Below are 18,066 nucleotides of genomic sequence, written 5' to 3'. Positions count from 1 at the left end.
GGACGCCCGTCGACGAGGCACCGACGCCAGTACCGTCGTTGGATGCAAGCCGCCGCTGACGCGTACGCCCGACGCGCGACCGAGTACACGGACAAGCTGGGTTCGATGGCCGTAGTGCACCCCGCCGACCGCCTCCTGGTCGAGACCTGGGCCACGCAGACCCAGGGGCCGGTGCTCGACGCGGGATGCGGCCCCGGCCACTGGACCCACCACCTCACCTCCCACGGTCTGAATGCGTACGGGATCGACCTCACCCCCGACTTCATCGACCACGCACGCAGCACCTTCTCTCGCGCGCACTTCGACATCGCCGACATCGACCACATCCCCCATCCGGACGACACGTTCGCCCTCGTGCTGTCGTGGTACTCGACCATCCACCACACCCCAGACACGATCCACCGGCCGCTGATCGAGTTCGCCCGCGTCCTGGCACCCGGCGGCGTGCTGATCCTCGGCCACTTCGCGGGGACTTCGGTTCAGGCCTTCGACCACGCCGTCACCCCGGCCAACCAGTGGCCCACCACCGAACTGGCCGCCGTCGCCGAGCAGGCCGGCCTCACGGTGATCGAAACCCACCAACGCACCGCCCCCGGACACAGGCCACACGGAGCGATCGTCGCCCGACTCGACGACCACGAGGCGCCAGTACCCGCGCAATGAGGGCCACGCTCAAGGCGCACCCCGTCGACGTCTCAGGCGGTGTCCGGGTCTCCCCTCGGGCTCCACGGGCGATGAGGACAAAGACGTGCAAGCGGTCCAGCCCAGCCCACGAGCGACCGTCTGAGGAGACCGCGTAGACGTCACACTGCGCTCCCGCTGTTGCGCCTGTCGACCTGGCGTGACTAGATCGTGTCATGTCTCCAAAGCGTGTGAGGGTGGCGGCTGACTACGGAGCGATGACCCCGGTGTGGATGGACGGACTTGTCGAAGACCTCTCATCACTCGGGGTGAGTGACAGCCTCCAACGCAAGTTGTTCGAGCTGTCGCGGATGTTCCAGGAAGGGGTTCTGCCTGAGCAGGGGTGGCGGTCCGACCGTGCTCAACGCGAGTATGAGGCTCTCCAGCGCGAACTGGCGGGCGCGCTCGGTGCCGAGCTCGGCCCGGCGTTCGAAGTGACCACGGAACCCCTACCCCGCAGGCCTTAGGACCCTTCGCGCAACGCGTGCGAGAACCTGTTTGGTGTCGCTGACTCCTTCCCCCGCGCGGGCTTGCGGTTGTCACCCACCCGTAAATATGCGGGTCGGCGGCTCGTGGCCGGCCCCCTCGCAAGCGCGGTAGACCTCCAGCGAAATCTCGTGCCATTCCGCAGAATCGATCGCGGTGGGTTCGTACCTGCAGGGGTCATGAGGAGCCGCGGCCTGTCGCTTCCCTATCGCCCCACCAACGGGGTGATTGCTCCCTGCCGGGAGCCGCTCAAGGATGCTAGCTGCCAGCTGGAACCATCCGTCTCGCTCCGGCTCCTTTATCCGACCGGTGTCCAGACCCGCCCTTCCGTTAGCCACGACAGTCAGGACGTCACTGAATAAGGGGTATGGCAAAGACGGATAGAGCCACCGCGGCACGACGTCGCATCCAGTGATCGTGCCAGCGCTTGCGGACCTGCGCTCGTCGAGCGTGACAGAATGGTCTTTGGACACGTCCGCACCATGCCCGGCGTCGAAAGTTCGGATAGGAGGTCGTACGGTGCCAACCGTTCTCGGACTTCGCGTCAGCGCTGCCCAGAGGGCGTCGTGTGCAGCTGGCGAGGCACGAAGGTAACGTCGCTGGATGACGACACACCACAGGACCAATCACACGCGCGCTCCTGCCCGAGCCGCCATCGCCGCCATCGCCGGCGTCGCTGCTCTCCTGCTCGCGGCGTGCAGTCCGTCCGAACCTGCACCGCCCACTCTCGATGAAGCCCTCGATACTGCCGACGAGCTGCTGTCCGACTTCGAAGGCCTGGAGGACGTCCTGGTCGAGCCCCGGCCCGGACGAGGGTCCGCCGAGTTCACGTTCATGGCTACCCAGTCCGCCCGCAGCGTGATCATCCGGTGCATCAGCGCAGGTGAGATGACCGTCAAGATCGACGGTGAGGAGCGCTTCTCCGACACGTGCGAGGACTCGACATTCGTCCTGGGGGCCTATGGCGTTGACTCGGAGAACAACATCACCCGGACCCTTTCCGAGAGCGCCGTCGAGGTTGACGCCGCTGACGACGTCTACTGGGTGGCCGCGTTGTACACCCACTCCAACGGCGAGAGCCGATAGAAGCACCTCGAGCTTCGGCATCGACCGGCTGAGCCGTCCGAGACGGCCGTCGCCGAACGGCCGGACGACTACTGATCGTGCGTTATCGCAGTACCGGTCTGGACGAGCGAACCCGAAGACGGCCGCATCCGGACACACAACGAGCCGACGGGCGGCTCCGCCGTCCACTTCCTGCACCGACGCGAGGCTGGACCTCGTCGTCGAGGAGACACAGCCAGGGTCGTGACGGGTCGCGGTCGGGCAGGCTGAGCGCTTCGAACAGCACCCACGACGCAGCCGCCTGACTCCTTGAACGAGCGCGTACCTCACGCATGTGCGACAGCCCGCGCGACACCGCCCGGCTGGTCGGTCTACGCATCGAACACCTCGAGTTGGGCGAGCTCGATCCGGGACAGGGCGGTGAGGCGCACCGCCACGATGGTCGGGCGCGCCGCGTCGTCGTCAACGCCCGCACGGGGCCGTACGTGGAACGGCCGGGTCTGGCCCGCGACGTCGAACGTCTCCGCGCGCTCGTCGAGCGTGACGACGTCGCCCGACGCGGTGACGCCGTCGAGCCGCCACGACACGGTCACCGGCGTCGCGACGACCGGCAGCCCCGCCGGTCCTCCCGCGAGGGTCACGGTCGTGAGCCCGACGGCGGCCGGCGCCTCGAGCGCGAGGTCGACGCTCTCCCCCGGCTCCAGCACCGTCACGACGTCGCCGGTGTCGTCGGCGACCGTTCCCGGGGCGACCGCGAGCAGGTCGCGCAGCGGTCGGTCGACGCCGAGACCGCCGTCGCGCACCGGTGCGCTCGCCGACGTCGGACGCGTGTCCGCCGCCCACCCCGTCGGCTCGTCCGACAGCACGAACGCGATGCTGCGCGCCGTCGCCACCACCGCGGCCGGGAGCGCGATGCGGTCCCACGGCTCGCCGTCGACCCGCACCTCGCGCACGTACGGAGCGCCGGCGTTCTCGGCCGTGATCTCCAGCGGGTGGGCGCGGCCCTCGGGGTGGAGCACGACGCGCGGCAGCAGCGGCGGCGTCAGCACGAGCTCGCCGGTGCCGGGCACGAGCGGGTAGAGGCCGAGCACCGCGAACAGGTACCAGGCCGACATCTCGCCGTTGTCCTCGTCGCCGGGATAGCCCTGGCCGAGCTCGGAGCCGACGAACAGCCGGTCGCGAGCCTCGACGATGATGCGGTGCGCGTCGTCGTGCCGCCCCGCGAAGCAGTACGTGAGCGGGATGTGGTGCGCCGGCTGGTTGGACAGGCCGAGCATGCCCATGCGCACGTCGCGCGCCTCCGACATCTCGTGGATGACGACACCGTAGGAACCCACCAGGCCCGGGTCGGCGGTCTCCGGCGTCGCGAAGAACGCGTCGAGCGCGGCACCGAGACCGGCCTCTCCCCCGTGCAGCGTTGCGAGTCCGGCGCCGTCGTGCGGCGCGGTGAACGCCGTGCCCCAGGCGTTGGTCTCGGTGTAGTCGTGACCCCACTCGGCCGGGTCGAAGTCCGCCTCGGGCACGCGCCAGGCGCCGTCGGCGTCGCGGCCGAGGAAGAAGCCGAGGTCGCGGTGGAACACGGCGCGGTAGCCAAGGGCGCGGCGCGAGAGGTGGTCGGCCTCGGCGGCGAGCCGCTCGCGGCGCCGCCCGTCGAGGGGGGCGCCGTCGTCGTCCGTGCCACGCGCCAGCAGCGCGCGGGCCAGGCGCGCCGCCGCGGCGTCGTTGATGGCGTTGTCGAGGGTCCAGGACATGCCCTCGTGCACACGGGTGTCGATGTATCCGCGGAAGATGCCCGGTCGCAGCCCCTTGCGGCCGACCCGGGCGTCGGCCGCGGCGACGCTCGCGTGCTGCAGCGCCGAGCGGTGGGCGGCGTCCAGGCGCAGCGGAACGCCCTGCGCGGCGAGTCCCGCGAACACCGTGTCACTGGTGGTTCCCGTCATGCAGTCCACCGGGCCGGGGGCGCTCCACCGCGCGACCCAGCCGGCGTCGGTGAAGTGCTGCACGAAGCCGTCGGCGAGCGTGGCGGTGGTCGCGGGTGCGAGGAGGCCGAGCAGCGGCCACGCGGTGCGGTAGGTGTCCCAGAAGCCGTTGTTGGAGGCGTAGGTGCCCTCGCGGACGACGCCGTCGACGGGGCTGCGGTAGCGCGGCCCGTCTGGGCCGTCCTCGTCGTGCGCGTTGGGGTAGGCGTGCAGTCGGCCGAGACCGCCGGCGATCGAGCGGAGGACGTCGGCCGGGACCGCGTCGGCGTCGGGGACCTCGACGCGCGCGAGCACGGCGCGCCAGGCGTCGGCGGCGATCTCGAGCATCGCGTCGAGGCCACCGGGGTCGACGGCGTTGCGGCGCGCCTGCTCGGCGTCGATCGTCGAGACGCCGACGAGGACGTCCACGTCGGTCCGGTCGAAGGCGACGACGCCGAGGAGCCGTCCGTCCTCGTGCGCGAGGTCGTGCCGGGCCACGTGCGGCAGCACGACGTGGACGTGGTGGTCGGGGCCGTCGCCCTCGTCGCGCAGCAGGACGTCGAGGAGGAGGGTGCCGCCGTCGTCGTGGCGCCACGTGGCCGCGACGGCCTCGCCGAGGTGGTCGACGACGACGGCCAGGTCCGCCGTGCGCGACCGCAGCCGCAGCCCGAGCGCGTGGCGCGCCGCCGCCAGGACGACGGCGACGCCGTCGAGCTCCACCTCGTAGCGGTCCGGGCCCGCGTGCTCGGTGTCGCGGTCGAACGCCAGCGCGCGCGCGACGCGGTCGGTGGACGGGGCGGCCGACGGGCTCGGCATCAGCTGGAGGACGCCCCGATCGCCGATCCACGGGCTCGGGATGTGGCTGGTCGCGAACGCCTGGAGGCTCGGCGCAGACATCTGCCAGCGGTAGGGCCAGCTGCGCGAGGACGCATCGGTCATCGGCAGGCCGAACAGCCCGCCGTGTGGCACCGAGACGATGGGGGCGTCGTTGCCGCGCGAGAACCGGTCGGAGGCGTGGGTGCCGCGGCGCGTGTCGACCCAGCCGAGCAGGTCGGTCGGGCGTGCGGGTCGCGGGCGGACGACGACGTCGCCGAGGAAGACGGTGGTGGGCTCCGCCGTCGGACCGACGACGGCGATCACCGCCGTCACGCGCCGGCCGCGCCACGGCGTCAGGTCGACGGTCCGGCGGTTCCACTGGTCGACCCAGGAGCGCTTCGCCTCGGCCTGCGCGACGGGGTCGAGATCGGTGCCGTGCTGGTCACGGGCGCCCAGAGCGGCGAGGCGGGTGCCGTCGTCGAGCACGACGTCGAGGGAGAACGCCGTCGCGCCGTAGCGATCGCGCTCCCCCGCGACCGGGAGGTGGTCGTAGACGAGCTCGTCGCCGTCGGCGATCACGTGGTCCTCGAGATCCGGCTGGGGCGGGAGCGTGAGGGCGCCTCCACCGGCCGGGGTGTCCAGGCGGCGGTAGCGGTGGGGATCGCTCTCCGGCGTCGCTGCGGGGGCGTCGTCCGGAGCTCCGGTGGACAGTGAGGGCGTCGGCGTCGTCACCCGATCGAGCGTGGTCGACTTAACCGTATTAGTCAACGGCGACCGGGGAGGTCCGGACAGGCCACCGCCCTCCCGCCGAGGGGGCTCGGGCGGGAGGGCGGGGCGATCGCGGGTCGGCGACCGACGCGCTGGGCGCGCGCCGTCGCGAGGGTCAGGGCGTGTAGACCGCGTTCTGACCGTAGAGCGGCTGGGTGAAGCTCGAGACGTAGGAGCTCTTGTCCCCGGCCTGCAGGTTGTAGGTCACGAACACGCCGTAGCCGTCGTTCTTCGTGCGGGTCGCGAGGTTCGCGGCGGTCGAGCTGGACGTGGCCGAGATGTCGACGGCGGCCGCACCGAGCTTGGCCTTCGCGACGCCGGGGAACTGCGGCACGTTGTACTGGCCGTAGTAGGGGTTCCAGATGTGGTCGAGCTTGGCGATGGTGGTGCTGGACGCCTGCTTGAGCTGCGTCGCGGCCTGACCGATGTCGTACAGCGTGATGAGGCTGTCCGAGGGGAGCTTGGCGTCGAGCGCGTTCACGAGCCAGGACGCCGAGCTCGCGTTCGGAGCGGGCGTGCCGCCGGAGCCGTAGGTGACGAACTCGTCGTCGATGTCGACGCCGTCGAGGCCGTACTGGTCCACGACGGCGGCCACCTCGTCGGCGAACTCCTCGGCCTTCGCCTGGCTGGAGAAGTTGGCGAACCCGGCGGCCTGGTGGTTGCCGAGCACCGAGAGCGTGACCTTTATGCCCTTGGCCTGCAGCGGGCGGATCTGCGTGGCGGCGTTGTTCAGCGTCGCCTTGACCTGGTCGTTGAGGAACAGGTCGGCGCCGCCCTGGCCGTCGGAGTTGATGTTCGCGGCGAAGATGATCGCGATGTCGAACACGTTCGAGCCGTCGGGCAGCGTGTACTTCCCGACGTTCGACAGCTGCTGGTCGTTGACCTCGATGTACGCGACGGACACCGGACCCGTCTTCGCGGCGGCGGGGGCGGCGGTCATGGCCGTCATCCCCACCACGGCTGCCGCTGCGGCGGCCGTGACCGCCCATGCTCGCTTGACTCCCCTGCGTGAACCTGTGAACCGAGACATGGCACTCCTCGTCGTCGAGTAAAGCCGTCGGCGCTGCGCCGACGACGGTCACGGAAACGGACTTAACCGGGTTAGTCAACGATTCAGCGAGAGTTTAGTTCGGGTCAGGATCCCGGTGCAGGTGCGCTGTCGCGGTCGGACCGAGGCAGGTTCTCGGGTGGGAGCGGTTCCCCCCTTGTAACCTTCGTGTCGCAGTCTGCAACCTACGCATCGTAGGCTGACCGCATGATCGCCGTTCCCGACCTCACCGTGGTCGTCGAGGGTGCCGCCGTGCTCGAACCCGGCGAGCACGGCCTCCTCCCCCACCGCCTGCCCTCCTGGGTCCGCTCGCAGATGCCCGATCCGCAGCTCCTCACCGCCGAGCGGCAGCCGTCCGGCGTCCGCCTCCGGTTCCGCACCGACGCCACGCGCGTGGAGCTCGTGCTGCACCCCTCGCGCACCACGTTCGCGGGCGTCGATCGCCCCCGCGGTCACGTCGACGTCACCGTCGACGGCGAGCACGTCCTCCGCGACGAGCTCACTGGCGGCGACCTCACCGTCGTCGACCTGGCGACGGGCAGCCCCACGATCGTCCGCGGCGAGCACCACCGCACCGACGTTCAGCTGCCGAGCGGCACCACGACCGTCGAGCTGTGGCTCCCCCACCAGGAGAGCGTCGAGCTGGTCGCACTCCGGGCGGACGGCGTCGTCGACAGCGCCCCCGGCAAAGGCCCCCGCTGGATCCATCACGGCAGCTCGATCAGCCAGGGGTCGAACGCCGCGGGACCGCGTGACGTCTGGCCGATCGCGGCCGCCGAGGCCCTGGGCCTCGACCTGCGCAACCTCGGGCTCGGCGGCAGCGCGCTGGTCGATCCGGCCCTGGCGCGCGTCATCCGTGACGCCTCCGCCGACGTCATCAGCCTCGCGTTCGGCATCAACGTCGTGAATCTCGACGGCATGCGCCGTCGCACCCTCCTGGCGGCCGTCCACGGCTTTCTCGACACGGTGCGCGACGGCCACCCCACCGCGCCGATCCTCCTCATCACCCCGCTCCACTGCGAGATCCACGAGCGCACCCCCGGCCCCGGCGGCATCGACCCCGCGGCGCTCGCCACCGGACGGCTGCGATTTCTCGCCACCGGCACCACCGGCGACACCGCGCTCGGACGCCTCACGCTCGAGGCGGTGCGCGAGGTGCTGGCCGACGTCGTCGCCCACCGCGCCGACGACCCGCACCTGCACCTGCTCGACGGTCTCGAGCTCTACGGCGCTGCGGACGAGCGCGCCGCTCCGCTGCCCGACGGTCTCCACCCCGACACCGCCACGCACCACCTGATCGCGTGGCGCTTCGTCGAGCACGCCCGGTCCCGCCACGCGCCGTTCGCACCCGTCGTCGGGCACACCACGGGCGGATCCCGGTGACCCGCGCCGGTCTGACCCCGGCCGTCCTGACGCAGACCGCCGCCGCGATCGCGGACACCGAGGGTTACGACGCCGTCACGGTCGCCGCCGTCGCGCGTCGCCTCGGAGTCCAGCCCGCGAGCCTGTACTCCCACGTGTCCGGACGCGAGGACCTGCTCGGGCGGCTGCACCGCCGGGCCCTGGACGACCTCGCGACCCGCCTCGCCGACCAGCTCGCCGGTCGATCAGGTCGCGCCGCCCTCGCCGGCCTCGCGGCGGCGCACCGCACCCTCGCGCACGACCACCCGGGCCTCTGGGAGGCGCTGCAACGGCCCGCCTCCGCCTCGACCGTCGCCTCCGACGGTGCCGCCCGCGTCGCGGCACTCGTGCTCGCCTCGCTGCACGCCTACGGCCTGCCGCCGGACGAGCAGGTGCACGCGGCACGCCTGCTGGGATCGGTCGTCAACGGTCTGGTCACCCTCGGGCGCGCGGGCGCCCTGGCGCACCGCACGCCATCCACGGACGAGACGTGGGAGAGGTCGCTCGACGCCCTCCACAGGGCCCTGACGACCTGGAAGGCCGTCAGCTGATCGGCCCACCATCCCGGTCGCTGTCACGGTCCGTCCGGTTCACGAAGGCCTGCCCGGTCCAGGCGTGACAGTCAACGGGCCGACAGCGGAACCGGCCCGGCACCCCCTCAGGCGACCGACGCCGGGGCCCCCACCAGCGCGGCCAGCGCCAGCTCGACGTCGTCGACGTCGTTCCAGACGTGGAACGCGATCCGCACGCCACCGCCCCGGCCGGCCACCCGGCACCCGGCCGCCTCGAGGCGTGCGCGCAGCTCGCCGTCGGGGTCGGGCAGCGTCACGATGGCGCTGTCGCTCGGCGCCAAGTCGAGTCCGTCACGCAGCGCGTTGGCGAGGCCGACGTCGTGCGCCTGAATGTCTTCCGCAGGCACGGCGGCGTACGCCTCCAGCGCGGGAACGGCCCCGACCCACGGCAGCCACGCCGGGGACACGTCGAAGCGTCGAGCGTCGGCGGCGAGGTGCGGCGTCGTCCCGTACACGCCGTCCCACGGGGACTCGCTCGCGTACCAGCCGGCGCTCGTCGGCCGCAGCCGGTCCAGCGCGTGCGGGGCGATCGTCGTGAACGCGGTGCCGCGCGGGCAGCTCAGCCACTTGTAGGCGGAGGTGACGGTGACGTCGAAGCGCCGGGTCCCCAGCGGGAGCCAACCGGCCGCCTGGGTCAGGTCGGCGAGCGTGAGCGCCCCGACGGCGCGGGCCGCCTCGACGACGGCGTCGCCGTCGGCCACCCGCCCGGTGCGCGAGGACACGAGCGAGAACGCGACGGCGTCGCACCCGCGCGCCACCGTCTCGGCCAGCGCGTCGAGCGAGCTGACGACGACCTCGACACCGCGCTCGGCGTGCTGCGCGAACGGGTAGGTGACGGAGGTGAAGTCGTCCTCGACGACGACCACGCGGGCGCCGTCGGGCAGGCTCGAGGCGACCATCCCCACCGCGACGGAGGTCTGCGACCCCACGGCGAGCCACGGGAGCGGCACGTCGAACACGCGAGCCGCGTGGGCGCGAGCCTCCTCGACCGCGCGGCCGTACGAGACCGCGCACGCGCCGCCGTCCTGCCACAGGTCGACGGCGCGGTGCATCGCCGTCGCCGTGCCGATGGTGGGCAGGCCGCACGTGGCGGCGTCGAGGTGGCCGCGCACCGGGGTGTACGCGGCTCTGAGGGTGTCGAGCGCCGAGGTCATGCCTCCACCCTTGCGAGAACGATCACCCCGATCAAGCGGCAGTTCGGACACGCATCCATTGGCCGACGTTATGGTGAGGGGGTGGCCGCCTCCCCGCTCGACATCGCCTCGCTCCAGCTCCTGCACGCCGTCGGCGAGCACGGGTCGATCACCGCGGCCGCCCGTGAGACCGGGGTGAGCCAGCCCGCCGCGAGCCAGCACGTGCGCCGGCTCGAGCGGCGCCTCGGCACCGCGCTCGTGGAGCGCGTCGGCCGCGCGGCCCGGCTCACCCCCGCGGGCGCGGCGCTGGCGCGGCACGGCGAGTCGCTGAACGCGACCCTGCGCGCCGCCCTGCTGGAGGTCGAGGCGCTCGCGGGGCTGCGCGCCGGCGTCGTGCGCCTCGCGGCCTTCCCGTCCTCGACGGCGACCCTCGTGCCGACCGCGCTCGCCGCCCTGCGCGCCGCCCACCCGGGCCTGACGGTGCGGCTGGCCGAGGTCGAGCCGCCCGAGTCGCTCGCGATGCTGCGTGCGGGCGAGTGCGACGTCGTGCTCGCGTTCTCCTACCCGGGCACCGATCGAGGGTCCGGGCAGGGCGACGCCGCGGCGACCGGCGCCGACGACGCCGCGCGCCTGGTCACCACCCACGTGCTCGACGACGTCACCACCGTCGCACTCCCGGCCGGCCACCCGCTGGCGGAGGTCGCCGGCCTCGACCTCGCTCAGCTGGCCCGGGACGAATGGATCGCCGGCTGCCCGCGCTGCCGCCAGCATCTGCTCTCGGCGGCGCAGGCCTCCGGCTTCTCCCCGGGCATCACCTACGCGACGGACGACTACTCGGCCGTGCTCGGCCTCGTCTCGGCCGGGCTCGGGGTCGCGCTGCTCCCGGGACTGGTGCGGCCGATCGCGCAGCGGCACCCCGGCGTCGTGGTGCGCGAGGTGACGGGCGTGTCGGTGCGGAGCGTGCAGGCGCTGACCAGTCCCGACCTGATTCGTGTGCCCGCGGTGGCGGCGACCGTGGCGGCGCTGCGCGACGCGGCGCGGCTGCTGCCCACGTGACCGCTCCCCCACGGCTCGGTCGCCGACCCTAGGCTGGCGTCCATGGGACACAGCCTCTTCGACACCATCATGATCAACCTGCCGTACTGGCTGCCGGCGCTGATCATCGGTTCCGTGATTCAGTGGCTGATCGTCAGGAGCGCGACCCGCTCGGCACTGCGCGCGCACGAGCGCGAGCGTGAGACCTTCCGCGTCGACCAGGGGCAGCAGCAGGTCTGACACGTCGTCGTCGACGCCGGCGCACCGGCGCCGTCGCCATCGCCGTCGCCGGACGCTGGACGGGCCCTGGCGGTCGCCGGACGTCGCGAGCGCGCGGGCGGTCGAGGAGCGTCCGCTAGGTTCCTCGCATGACCGTTCGGCGCGAGCGAGGGCGCGGGCGCGTCGTGAGCGCGGCAACCGCCGGGTTTCTCGTCGCCCTGGCGGGCTGCACCTCGGCGGTCACGCCGTCGGAGCACGTCACCGTCATCGATCTGCTGGAGCAGGACTGGCGGCAGGTTCCCGGCATCGTCGCGCACGACGACGGCCTCCGCGTGGCGGCGACGGGACGAAGCATCGTCGGGCAGGACGGCGGCGGAGGCCAGCCGGATCCGCCGGTGAACCTTGCCGGGACGCATCTGGTGGCCACCGACGACTTCTCTCTCGGGGTGTCGTTCGCGGACGTGACCGCGGACGCCACGCTGGCCGTCTACGACAGCCCGCCGGTGATCGCGGACGAGTTCCGGATCGAGCCCGCGGGACTGCACCTCACCCTCCGCGGTGACGTGCTTCGCATCAGGGTCGTCGACGGCTCTGCCCCGCAGGTCGCCGACGACCCTCGGCCGCTGCAGGAGCAGAACGTCACGGTTGTCGACCCCGAGGCCGAGCTCTCCGTCCAACGTTCCGGCGACCGGCTCGAGATCGCCAGTGGTGGTGAGCCACTCTCCTCCCTGCCGGTCGGTGACGTCTTCGGGTCGGGCGAGCTCTGGCTGGGACTGTCCAGCGAGGAGGGGTCCTTCACCGTCACGTCGCTGACCGCCTCGGCGCCGGGTGGCGCTTCCCTGGCCGCGGCCGGTCCCGTCGTGGCCCACGCCGCACCGTCTCCGGAAGGTCTGCAGGCTCTCACCGCTCGTGCTCGCCCTGACTTCCTGATCGGCGCGGCCGTGGCGCTCGGTCCGCTCGTCTCGGACGCCGGCTACGCGAACCACGTCGTGGGCGAGTTCGGCGCGCTCACCCCGGAGAACGCGATGAAGCCGCAGGCGCTCGCACCCCGCCAGGGCGAGTACACCTTCGAGGAGGCCGACGCCCTCCTCGACCTCGCGGAGAGCAGGGGAATGGCCGTGCACGGCCACACCATCGCCTTCACCGAGGCGATGCCCCGCTGGATGCAGACGCTGCCCACCGGCTCGGAGGAGGAGCGCCGGGCCAGCGCCGCGGTCCTGCTCGACTACGTGACCACCGTCGTCACCCACTTCCGAGGTCGCCTCGACTCCCTCGACGTCGTCAACGAACCGTTCGACGTCGACCAGGGAACCGGTCTGCAGGAGAACGTCTGGCACCGGGTCTTCGGACCGACCTATCCGCTGGCGGTCTCGCAGGCGGTCCACGACGCCGACCCGGACGTCAGACAGCTCATCAACGAGAACGGCGCCGATGTGCCGGGTCCACGCCAGGATGCCCTGCTCCGGCTCGCCGTCGAGACGAACGAGCAGGGTGGGCACATCGACGGGGTGGGCCTCCAGTCGCACGTCTACCACCTCGACACGGACGCCATCTCCGCCGAGGATCTCGCCACGACGCTCGCCACCTTCGAGGATGCCGGGCTGGACGTCCGCATCTCCGAGAACGACGTCACGGACGACGAGGGCGAGGACGTCCAGGCGGAGCAGTACGCCACGGTCCTCGCCACCTGCCTCCGGTCGGACGCCTGCGTCTCCTACACGACCTGGGGTGTGGACGACCGGTACGACTGGTTCGTCGACGACGACGGCGACCTGCAGCAGGGCCGTGACCTGCTGTTCAGCGACGACGAGCCGACGCCCGCGTACGACGCGGTGAGGAGAGTGCTCGCGGGTGAGTGACCGCTGCTGCAGTCCCGAGACGGGCTCGCACCCGGGCAAGAAGAACGGCGAGCTTCCTCAGGAAGCTCGCCGTTCGCGGTCGGGCTGACAGGATTTGAACCTGCGACCCCTTGACCCCCAGTCAAGTGCGCTACCAAGCTGCGCCACAGCCCGCCGACCCTCGGATCCGCTGGCGAACCAGCGGCTTTTTGGGCCTCCAGTAGTCTACACAGCCCGCGGACCGCCCCCGACCACACGGGCCCCGAACCGGCCGCCGCGCGCGGGAGACCTGCCCTCCGCCGTCGCCGATCCGTCCTCAGCCGAGCAGTTCCCCCGCCAGCACCCGCAACGCCTCCACGCGCGAGGGCACCGCGTCCTTGGGGTCGGTCTCCCGCATCCCGGCCACGGGCGCGATCATGATCTCGTCCACGCCGTGCCGCTCCGCGACCTCGCGCAGGCGACCAGCGACCGCGCCGACCTCACCCACGAACCATCCGGCCCGGACCTGGTCGGCCATCGCGCGCTCGGCGTCGGTCCACGGATACGCGGCCGCCTCCTCCACGCTCAGCTGCGGTCCGAGCGGCGCGCCGCTCCGCAGCCGCACCATCTGCACCAGCTGCGGTCCGGCGAGCTCGATCGCCTCGGCATCGGTCGGAGCAACCACCACGTTCAGCGGCAGCAGCGTCCGCGGCTCGGGATAGGCCTCCGACGGCTGGTACTCCGCGCGGTAGCGCGCCAGCGCCATCTCGAGCCCGGGCATCCCGAAGTGGTTCGCGAACACGTACGGCAGGCCGAGCCGCGCGGCGAGCGCGGAGCTGTAGTCGCTGGAGCCCAGGAGCCAGAGGTCGGGCGAGGACTCACCGCGCGGCGTCGCGCGCAGCTCGTACGGACGGCCGGAGATTGAGATGCCGACCGACCCCCCCGGGTCGCCACCGATCCCGAGCAGCGCCGACGCGAGCGTCACGTCCTGCTCGAAGGTGTCGACGCCGGCGCCCTGCGCCCCGCCGCGCAGCAGGTAGGCGGTCACGGGGTCGGAGCCCGGGGCGCGTCCGATGCCGAGGTCGATGCGTCCCGGCAGCATGGCCTCGAGCAGCGCCCACTGCTCGGCGATCGCGAGCGCGGCGTGGTTCGGAAGCATCACGCCGCCCGAGCCGAAGCGGATCTGCGACGTCCCCTGCGCCAGGAACGGGATCAGCACGCCCGGCACCGAGCTCGCGACGGCGCTCATGTTGTGGTGCTCGGCCACCCAGTAGCGCGTGAACCCGAGCGCATCCGCCTCGCGCGCCATGGCTGCGCTGGCCAGCAGCGCCTCCCGGGAGGTCTGGCCGGTCCGGACGGGGATGAGGTCGAGCACGCTGAGCTTCACCCCAAGGACAACCCCCGACCCCGCCGTCGGTGTTCCCGTTCCTCCCAGGGCGAACGGAATCCTCCCGGTGGCACCGATCCCGGCGTACTTTCGACCCATGACCGACACCACCGCGTCTCCCGAGTCCACGTCCGAGTTCGACCTCATCGTCATCGGGGCCGGCCCCGTCGGCGAGAACGTCGCCGACCGCGCCGTCCAGGGCGGTCTGACCGTTGCCATCGTCGAGTCCGAGCTCATCGGCGGCGAGTGCTCCTACTGGGCGTGCATGCCGACCAAGGCCCTGCTCCGCCCCGCGCACGCCCTCACCGCCGCGCGCCGCGTGCCCGGTGCGCGCGAGGCCGTCACGGGTGAGCTCGACGTCGAGTCCGCGTTCGCCTTCCGCGACGGCGCCGCCGCGAGCTGGGACGACTCCGGCCAGGCCGAGTGGCTCGAGAGCGCCGGCATCACCCTGGTCCGCGGCCACGGCCGCCTCGCGCGTCGCCTCGCCGTCGAGGTGGAGCACGACGGCGAGACGCGCACCCTGACCGCGCGCCACGCCGTCGCCGTCAGCACCGGAAGCGTCGCCGTCGTCCCCGACATCCCCGGCCTGGCGCAGGCACGCCCCTGGACCAACCGCGAGGCCATCGCGACGTCGACCGTGCCGCCGCGCCTGGCGATCCTCGGCGGCGGTGTGGTCGCCTCGGAGTTCGCCACGATGTTCGCGGCCCTCGGCAGCGACGTCACCGTCCTCGTGCGCGGCGACGGGCTGCTCGGCAGCCTGGAGCCGTTCGCCGGCGAGCTCGTCGCCAAGGCCCTCGCGGGGGCGGGTGCCGACGTCCGCACCGGCACCAGCGCGTCGGAGGTGTCGCGCGCCGGGGGCGGGACCGCGGCCGCCGTCGGCTCGGACCCGGCCGACGCCACCACCAGCGCCAACCCCGCCACGCTCACCCTCACCGACGGCTCCACGCTCGAGGTCGACGAGATCCTGGTCGCCACGGGCCGCCGGCCCGCCACCGACGACCTCGGGCTCGACACCGTCGGCCTGGAGAAGGGTCAGACGCTCGAGACCGACGACACCCTGCGCGTGCTCGACACGAGCGGTGAGCCGATCGAGTGGCTCTACGCCGTCGGCGACGTCAACGGCCGCGCCCTCCTGACCCACCAGGGCAAGTACCAGGCCCGCGCCGCGGGCGACGTCATCGCCGTGCGCGCCACCGGGGGCACGGTCGACGACGCCCCCTGGGGCGCCCACGTCGCCACCGCCGACCACGAGGCCGTCCCCGCCGTCGTCTTCACCGAGCCGGAGGTGGCCTCGATCGGGCTCACGGCCGCGCAGGCGGAGGAGGACGAGCGCGCCACCAAGGTGGTCGACTACGACCTCGCCTCCGTCGCCGGCAGCAGCGTGCACGCGGAGGGCTACGAGGGGCAGGCGCGGTTCATCGTCGACACCGACCGCGGCGTCCTGCTCGGCGCGACGTTCGTCGGCCAGGACGTGGCCGAGCTGCTGCAGGCGGCGACCACCGCCGTCGTCGGCGAGGTCCCGCTGCACCGCCTGTGGCACGTCGTGCCCGCCTACCCCACGCTCAGCGAGGTGTGGCTGCGGATGCTCGAGTCCCTCGGACGGGACACCGCGCGCTCGCCGAAGGCCCCGACCTCCTAGGACTGGATTTCCTGGGAATGATCTGCGTACGGTAAAGAATGCTTCCCGTCGATCTTCCCAGGACCTCCGACCTCGCGGCCCTCATGGGGGCCCGCAACGACGCGAGCGTGAGCATCTACCTCGCGTCCTCCCCCGTCCCCGCCGACCACGAACGCATCCGGCTCGCGCTGCGCAACGCGATCAGCGACGCCGAGAAGGAGCTGTCGTCGGCGGGGACGAGCGACGCCGTCGCCGCCCGCACCCTCGACCCGATCCGCGAGCTGGACGGCGACCACGAGTTCTGGCGCCACCAGGCGCACTCGCTCGCGATCTTCTCGGCCGACGGCGATCTGCGCACCTACCGCCTCGCGAACCGCGTGCAGGACTCGGTGCGCGTCGGCGACCGGTACGACCTCGGTGCCCTGCTGCGCGCCCGCACGTTCCCGCACGGCGGGTACGTGCTGGGTCTGGCGGAGCAGGACGTGCACCTCTGGGCGCTGACCGCCGACTCGCGCGCCCACGAGGTCCACCTCGACCTGCCCGACGACCTCCAGCTCCTCCTCACGCACGCCGAGAACCACGGGCAGGCGGACCGGGGCCGGGCACGCGGCAACCTCGGCGACCGGCCCGAGCGCGAGCGGTTCGCGCGTGCCGTGCAGGACGCCGCGCTCCCGCACATGCAGGACGAGCTCCCGCTGATCCTCGCCGCCGGCCCCGAGTTCGACCCGGCCTACCGCGCGATCAACACGCACCCGACGCTCCTGGAGGAGCGCATCGACGTGCACCCGACCTCGCTCGACGCCGACAGCGTGGACGAGAAGGCCCGCGCCATCCTCGACGCGACCTACGCGCAGCAGCTCGACACCTGGCGCGAGCACTTCGGGACCGCCCGCAGCAACGGCCGCGCCACCAGCAAGCTCTCCGAGGTCGCGATCGCGGCCACGATGGGCCAGGTCGACGACCTGCACTTCGACATGGACGACCACACCGAGGGCAGCATCGACGACCTCGGAGCGATCACGACGGCGGAGTCCCCCGGCCCCGGCACCTACGCGCTCGTCGACGAGATCGCCGCGCGGGTGCTGAACACGGGTGGCACGGTGCACGCCGTGCGCAACGCGGACCTCGTCGACGGTTCGCCCGTGGCCGCGCTGCTGCGCGCCCCGCGCGAGGCGGTCGGGCTGGACTAGTCCCCCACTGCCCCTCTGACGAGAACGTCCCAGCTCGCGGTATCCGCGCTGATACCGCGAGCAGGGACGTTCTCGGGGATTGCGAGGGGCGTGGATCAGTCGCGGGCCTGCTCGTCCACCGCGGTGTCGGCGTGCCACGCCTGCAGCTGCGTCAGCACCTCGGTCACCGGCGGCTTGGAGAGGTCCGGGATGGTGACCCTCCCGCGGTCGGTGTCGAGGAACACCCGGAACGACCACTCCGGCCGCTGCGCGTTGCTCCCGCGGACGCGGTGGACCGTCTCGCGCGGGACGACGACCGACCTGTAGCGGCGTCGCAGCTCGAGGGCCGTCGGCGTGACTACGACGGCGTGGGTCGCGAAGCCACGCATCAGCCACGAGAGCCCCAGGAGCGCGACGGCTATCGCTGCCGCTGCCAGCACGCGACCGCCGCCTGAGGCGAGGACACCCGATCCGAAGTAGACGGCGGGGAGGATGCCGAGGGCCTCCACCGGACCGAAGGACCGCCTTCTCGCGACGACGGCCTCGCCGGGAGCGTCGACGTCGCCGGTCACTGGCGAGGAGCCCGGGTGCTGTGCCGAGCGGGGTGCGGCGGGACGTGCGGTTCCGGCCCGCGCGTCGGACGACGGGAGAGCTGTCTCATCCGCAGCCATCCGGCCAGCCACAGCAGACCGATACCGATCTGGCTGAGACCGAGTGCCGGCTCCCACGACCCGCCGCCGAGCAGTGTCAGCCGCAGCACTCCCAGCGCCAGGAAGATCACACCGAACGCCAGCACCCAGGACGGCGGGCCCGCAACACGCACGGGTTCGTTCCTCGGCAGCGGCTCCATTCCTCGACCCTCGCACGACACCCGAGACCTGGCGACCCGAGGG

The 18,066-nt window shown here is 72.5% G+C and carries 15 protein-coding genes and 1 tRNA gene; 9 read left to right on the top strand and 7 right to left on the bottom strand.

Going from position 1 to position 18,066, the window contains the following annotated elements:
• Positions 1 to 42: 42 nt before the first annotated feature.
• Both SERN_RS11085 and SERN_RS11080 read left to right on the top strand, forming a co-directional pair.
• Positions 43 to 663, top strand: a complete 621-nt coding sequence (locus SERN_RS11085; protein WP_135850180.1) for a class I SAM-dependent methyltransferase — start codon at positions 43 to 45, stop codon at positions 661 to 663.
• Positions 664 to 1,770: 1,107 nt separating this feature from the next.
• The gene (locus tag SERN_RS11080; RefSeq protein ID WP_135850179.1) at positions 1,771 to 2,253 is read left to right on the top strand and encodes a hypothetical protein; all 483 of its coding nucleotides are present in this window, start codon (positions 1,771 to 1,773) and stop codon (positions 2,251 to 2,253) included.
• 350 nt (positions 2,254 to 2,603) lie between these two features.
• On the opposite strand, the gene SERN_RS11075 is transcribed toward SERN_RS11080, so the two are convergent.
• On the bottom strand, positions 2,604 to 5,738 hold the full coding sequence (locus tag SERN_RS11075; protein WP_135850178.1) for a glycoside hydrolase domain-containing protein: 3,135 nt from the start codon (positions 5,736 to 5,738) through the stop codon (positions 2,604 to 2,606).
• A gap of 151 nt (positions 5,739 to 5,889) precedes the next feature.
• Positions 5,890 to 6,714 (bottom strand): endo-beta-N-acetylglucosaminidase H, encoded by an 825-nt coding sequence (locus SERN_RS11070; protein WP_233251628.1) that lies wholly within the window; start codon positions 6,712 to 6,714, stop codon positions 5,890 to 5,892.
• A gap of 315 nt (positions 6,715 to 7,029) precedes the next feature.
• On the opposite strand from SERN_RS11070, the gene SERN_RS11065 reads away from it, so the two are divergent.
• On the top strand, positions 7,030 to 8,205 hold the full coding sequence (locus SERN_RS11065) for a GDSL-type esterase/lipase family protein (RefSeq protein WP_135850176.1): 1,176 nt from the start codon (positions 7,030 to 7,032) through the stop codon (positions 8,203 to 8,205).
• Positions 8,202 to 8,774 (top strand): TetR/AcrR family transcriptional regulator, encoded by a 573-nt coding sequence (locus SERN_RS11060; protein WP_158292639.1) that lies wholly within the window; start codon positions 8,202 to 8,204, stop codon positions 8,772 to 8,774. The genes SERN_RS11065 and SERN_RS11060 overlap by 4 nt, the downstream gene beginning before the upstream one ends.
• A gap of 107 nt (positions 8,775 to 8,881) precedes the next feature.
• On the opposite strand, the gene SERN_RS11055 is transcribed toward SERN_RS11060, so the two are convergent.
• The gene (locus SERN_RS11055; protein ID WP_135850174.1) at positions 8,882 to 9,949 is read right to left on the bottom strand and encodes an aminotransferase class V-fold PLP-dependent enzyme; all 1,068 of its coding nucleotides are present in this window, start codon (positions 9,947 to 9,949) and stop codon (positions 8,882 to 8,884) included.
• An 81-nt stretch (positions 9,950 to 10,030) separates the two neighbouring features.
• Between SERN_RS11055 and SERN_RS11050 the strand changes: the two genes are divergently transcribed.
• From SERN_RS11050 to SERN_RS11045, 3 genes are all read left to right on the top strand, one after another.
• Positions 10,031 to 10,984 (top strand): LysR family transcriptional regulator, encoded by a 954-nt coding sequence (locus SERN_RS11050; protein ID WP_233251627.1) that lies wholly within the window; start codon positions 10,031 to 10,033, stop codon positions 10,982 to 10,984.
• Positions 10,985 to 11,026: 42 nt separating this feature from the next.
• Positions 11,027 to 11,203 carry a hypothetical protein gene (locus tag SERN_RS15350; RefSeq protein ID WP_158292638.1) on the top strand — a complete coding sequence of 59 codons (177 nt, stop codon included), beginning with the start codon at positions 11,027 to 11,029 and terminating at the stop codon, positions 11,201 to 11,203.
• A gap of 128 nt (positions 11,204 to 11,331) precedes the next feature.
• Entirely contained in the window at positions 11,332 to 13,041 is a 1,710-nt protein-coding gene (locus SERN_RS11045) for an endo-1,4-beta-xylanase (RefSeq protein WP_135850173.1), read from the top strand.
• A gap of 79 nt (positions 13,042 to 13,120) precedes the next feature.
• Here the strand turns inward: SERN_RS11045 and SERN_RS11040 are convergent.
• A tRNA-Pro gene (locus tag SERN_RS11040) sits at positions 13,121 to 13,194 on the bottom strand.
• A 142-nt stretch (positions 13,195 to 13,336) separates the two neighbouring features.
• A complete protein-coding gene (locus SERN_RS11035) occupies positions 13,337 to 14,374 on the bottom strand; it encodes an LLM class flavin-dependent oxidoreductase (RefSeq protein ID WP_233251626.1) in 1,038 nt (345 codons plus the stop codon).
• Positions 14,375 to 14,483: 109 nt separating this feature from the next.
• Between SERN_RS11035 and SERN_RS11030 the strand changes: the two genes are divergently transcribed.
• A complete protein-coding gene (locus SERN_RS11030) occupies positions 14,484 to 16,025 on the top strand; it encodes a dihydrolipoyl dehydrogenase family protein (RefSeq protein ID WP_135850171.1) in 1,542 nt (513 codons plus the stop codon).
• Positions 16,026 to 16,063: 38 nt separating this feature from the next.
• A complete protein-coding gene (locus tag SERN_RS11025; RefSeq protein WP_135850170.1) occupies positions 16,064 to 17,194 on the top strand; it encodes a baeRF11 domain-containing protein in 1,131 nt (376 codons plus the stop codon).
• Positions 17,195 to 17,289: 95 nt separating this feature from the next.
• Here SERN_RS11025 and SERN_RS11020 read toward each other — a convergent pair whose 3' ends face one another.
• Together SERN_RS11020 and SERN_RS11015 are read right to left on the bottom strand one after the other, a co-directional pair.
• Positions 17,290 to 17,745 carry a hypothetical protein gene (locus SERN_RS11020; protein WP_135850169.1) on the bottom strand — a complete coding sequence of 152 codons (456 nt, stop codon included), beginning with the start codon at positions 17,743 to 17,745 and terminating at the stop codon, positions 17,290 to 17,292.
• On the bottom strand, positions 17,742 to 17,996 hold the full coding sequence (locus SERN_RS11015) for a hypothetical protein (protein ID WP_135850168.1): 255 nt from the start codon (positions 17,994 to 17,996) through the stop codon (positions 17,742 to 17,744). Before SERN_RS11015 ends, SERN_RS11020 begins: the two co-directional genes overlap by 4 nt.
• Between the last annotated feature and the right edge of the window lie 70 nt (positions 17,997 to 18,066).

Origin of the sequence: Serinibacter arcticus (assembly GCF_004786095.1) — a bacterium.
Taxonomy (GTDB): domain Bacteria; phylum Actinomycetota; class Actinomycetes; order Actinomycetales; family Beutenbergiaceae; genus Litorihabitans; species Litorihabitans arcticus.
Note: the sequence above shows the minus strand (reverse complement) of the source record. Positions and strands in the feature narration are given on the sequence as shown.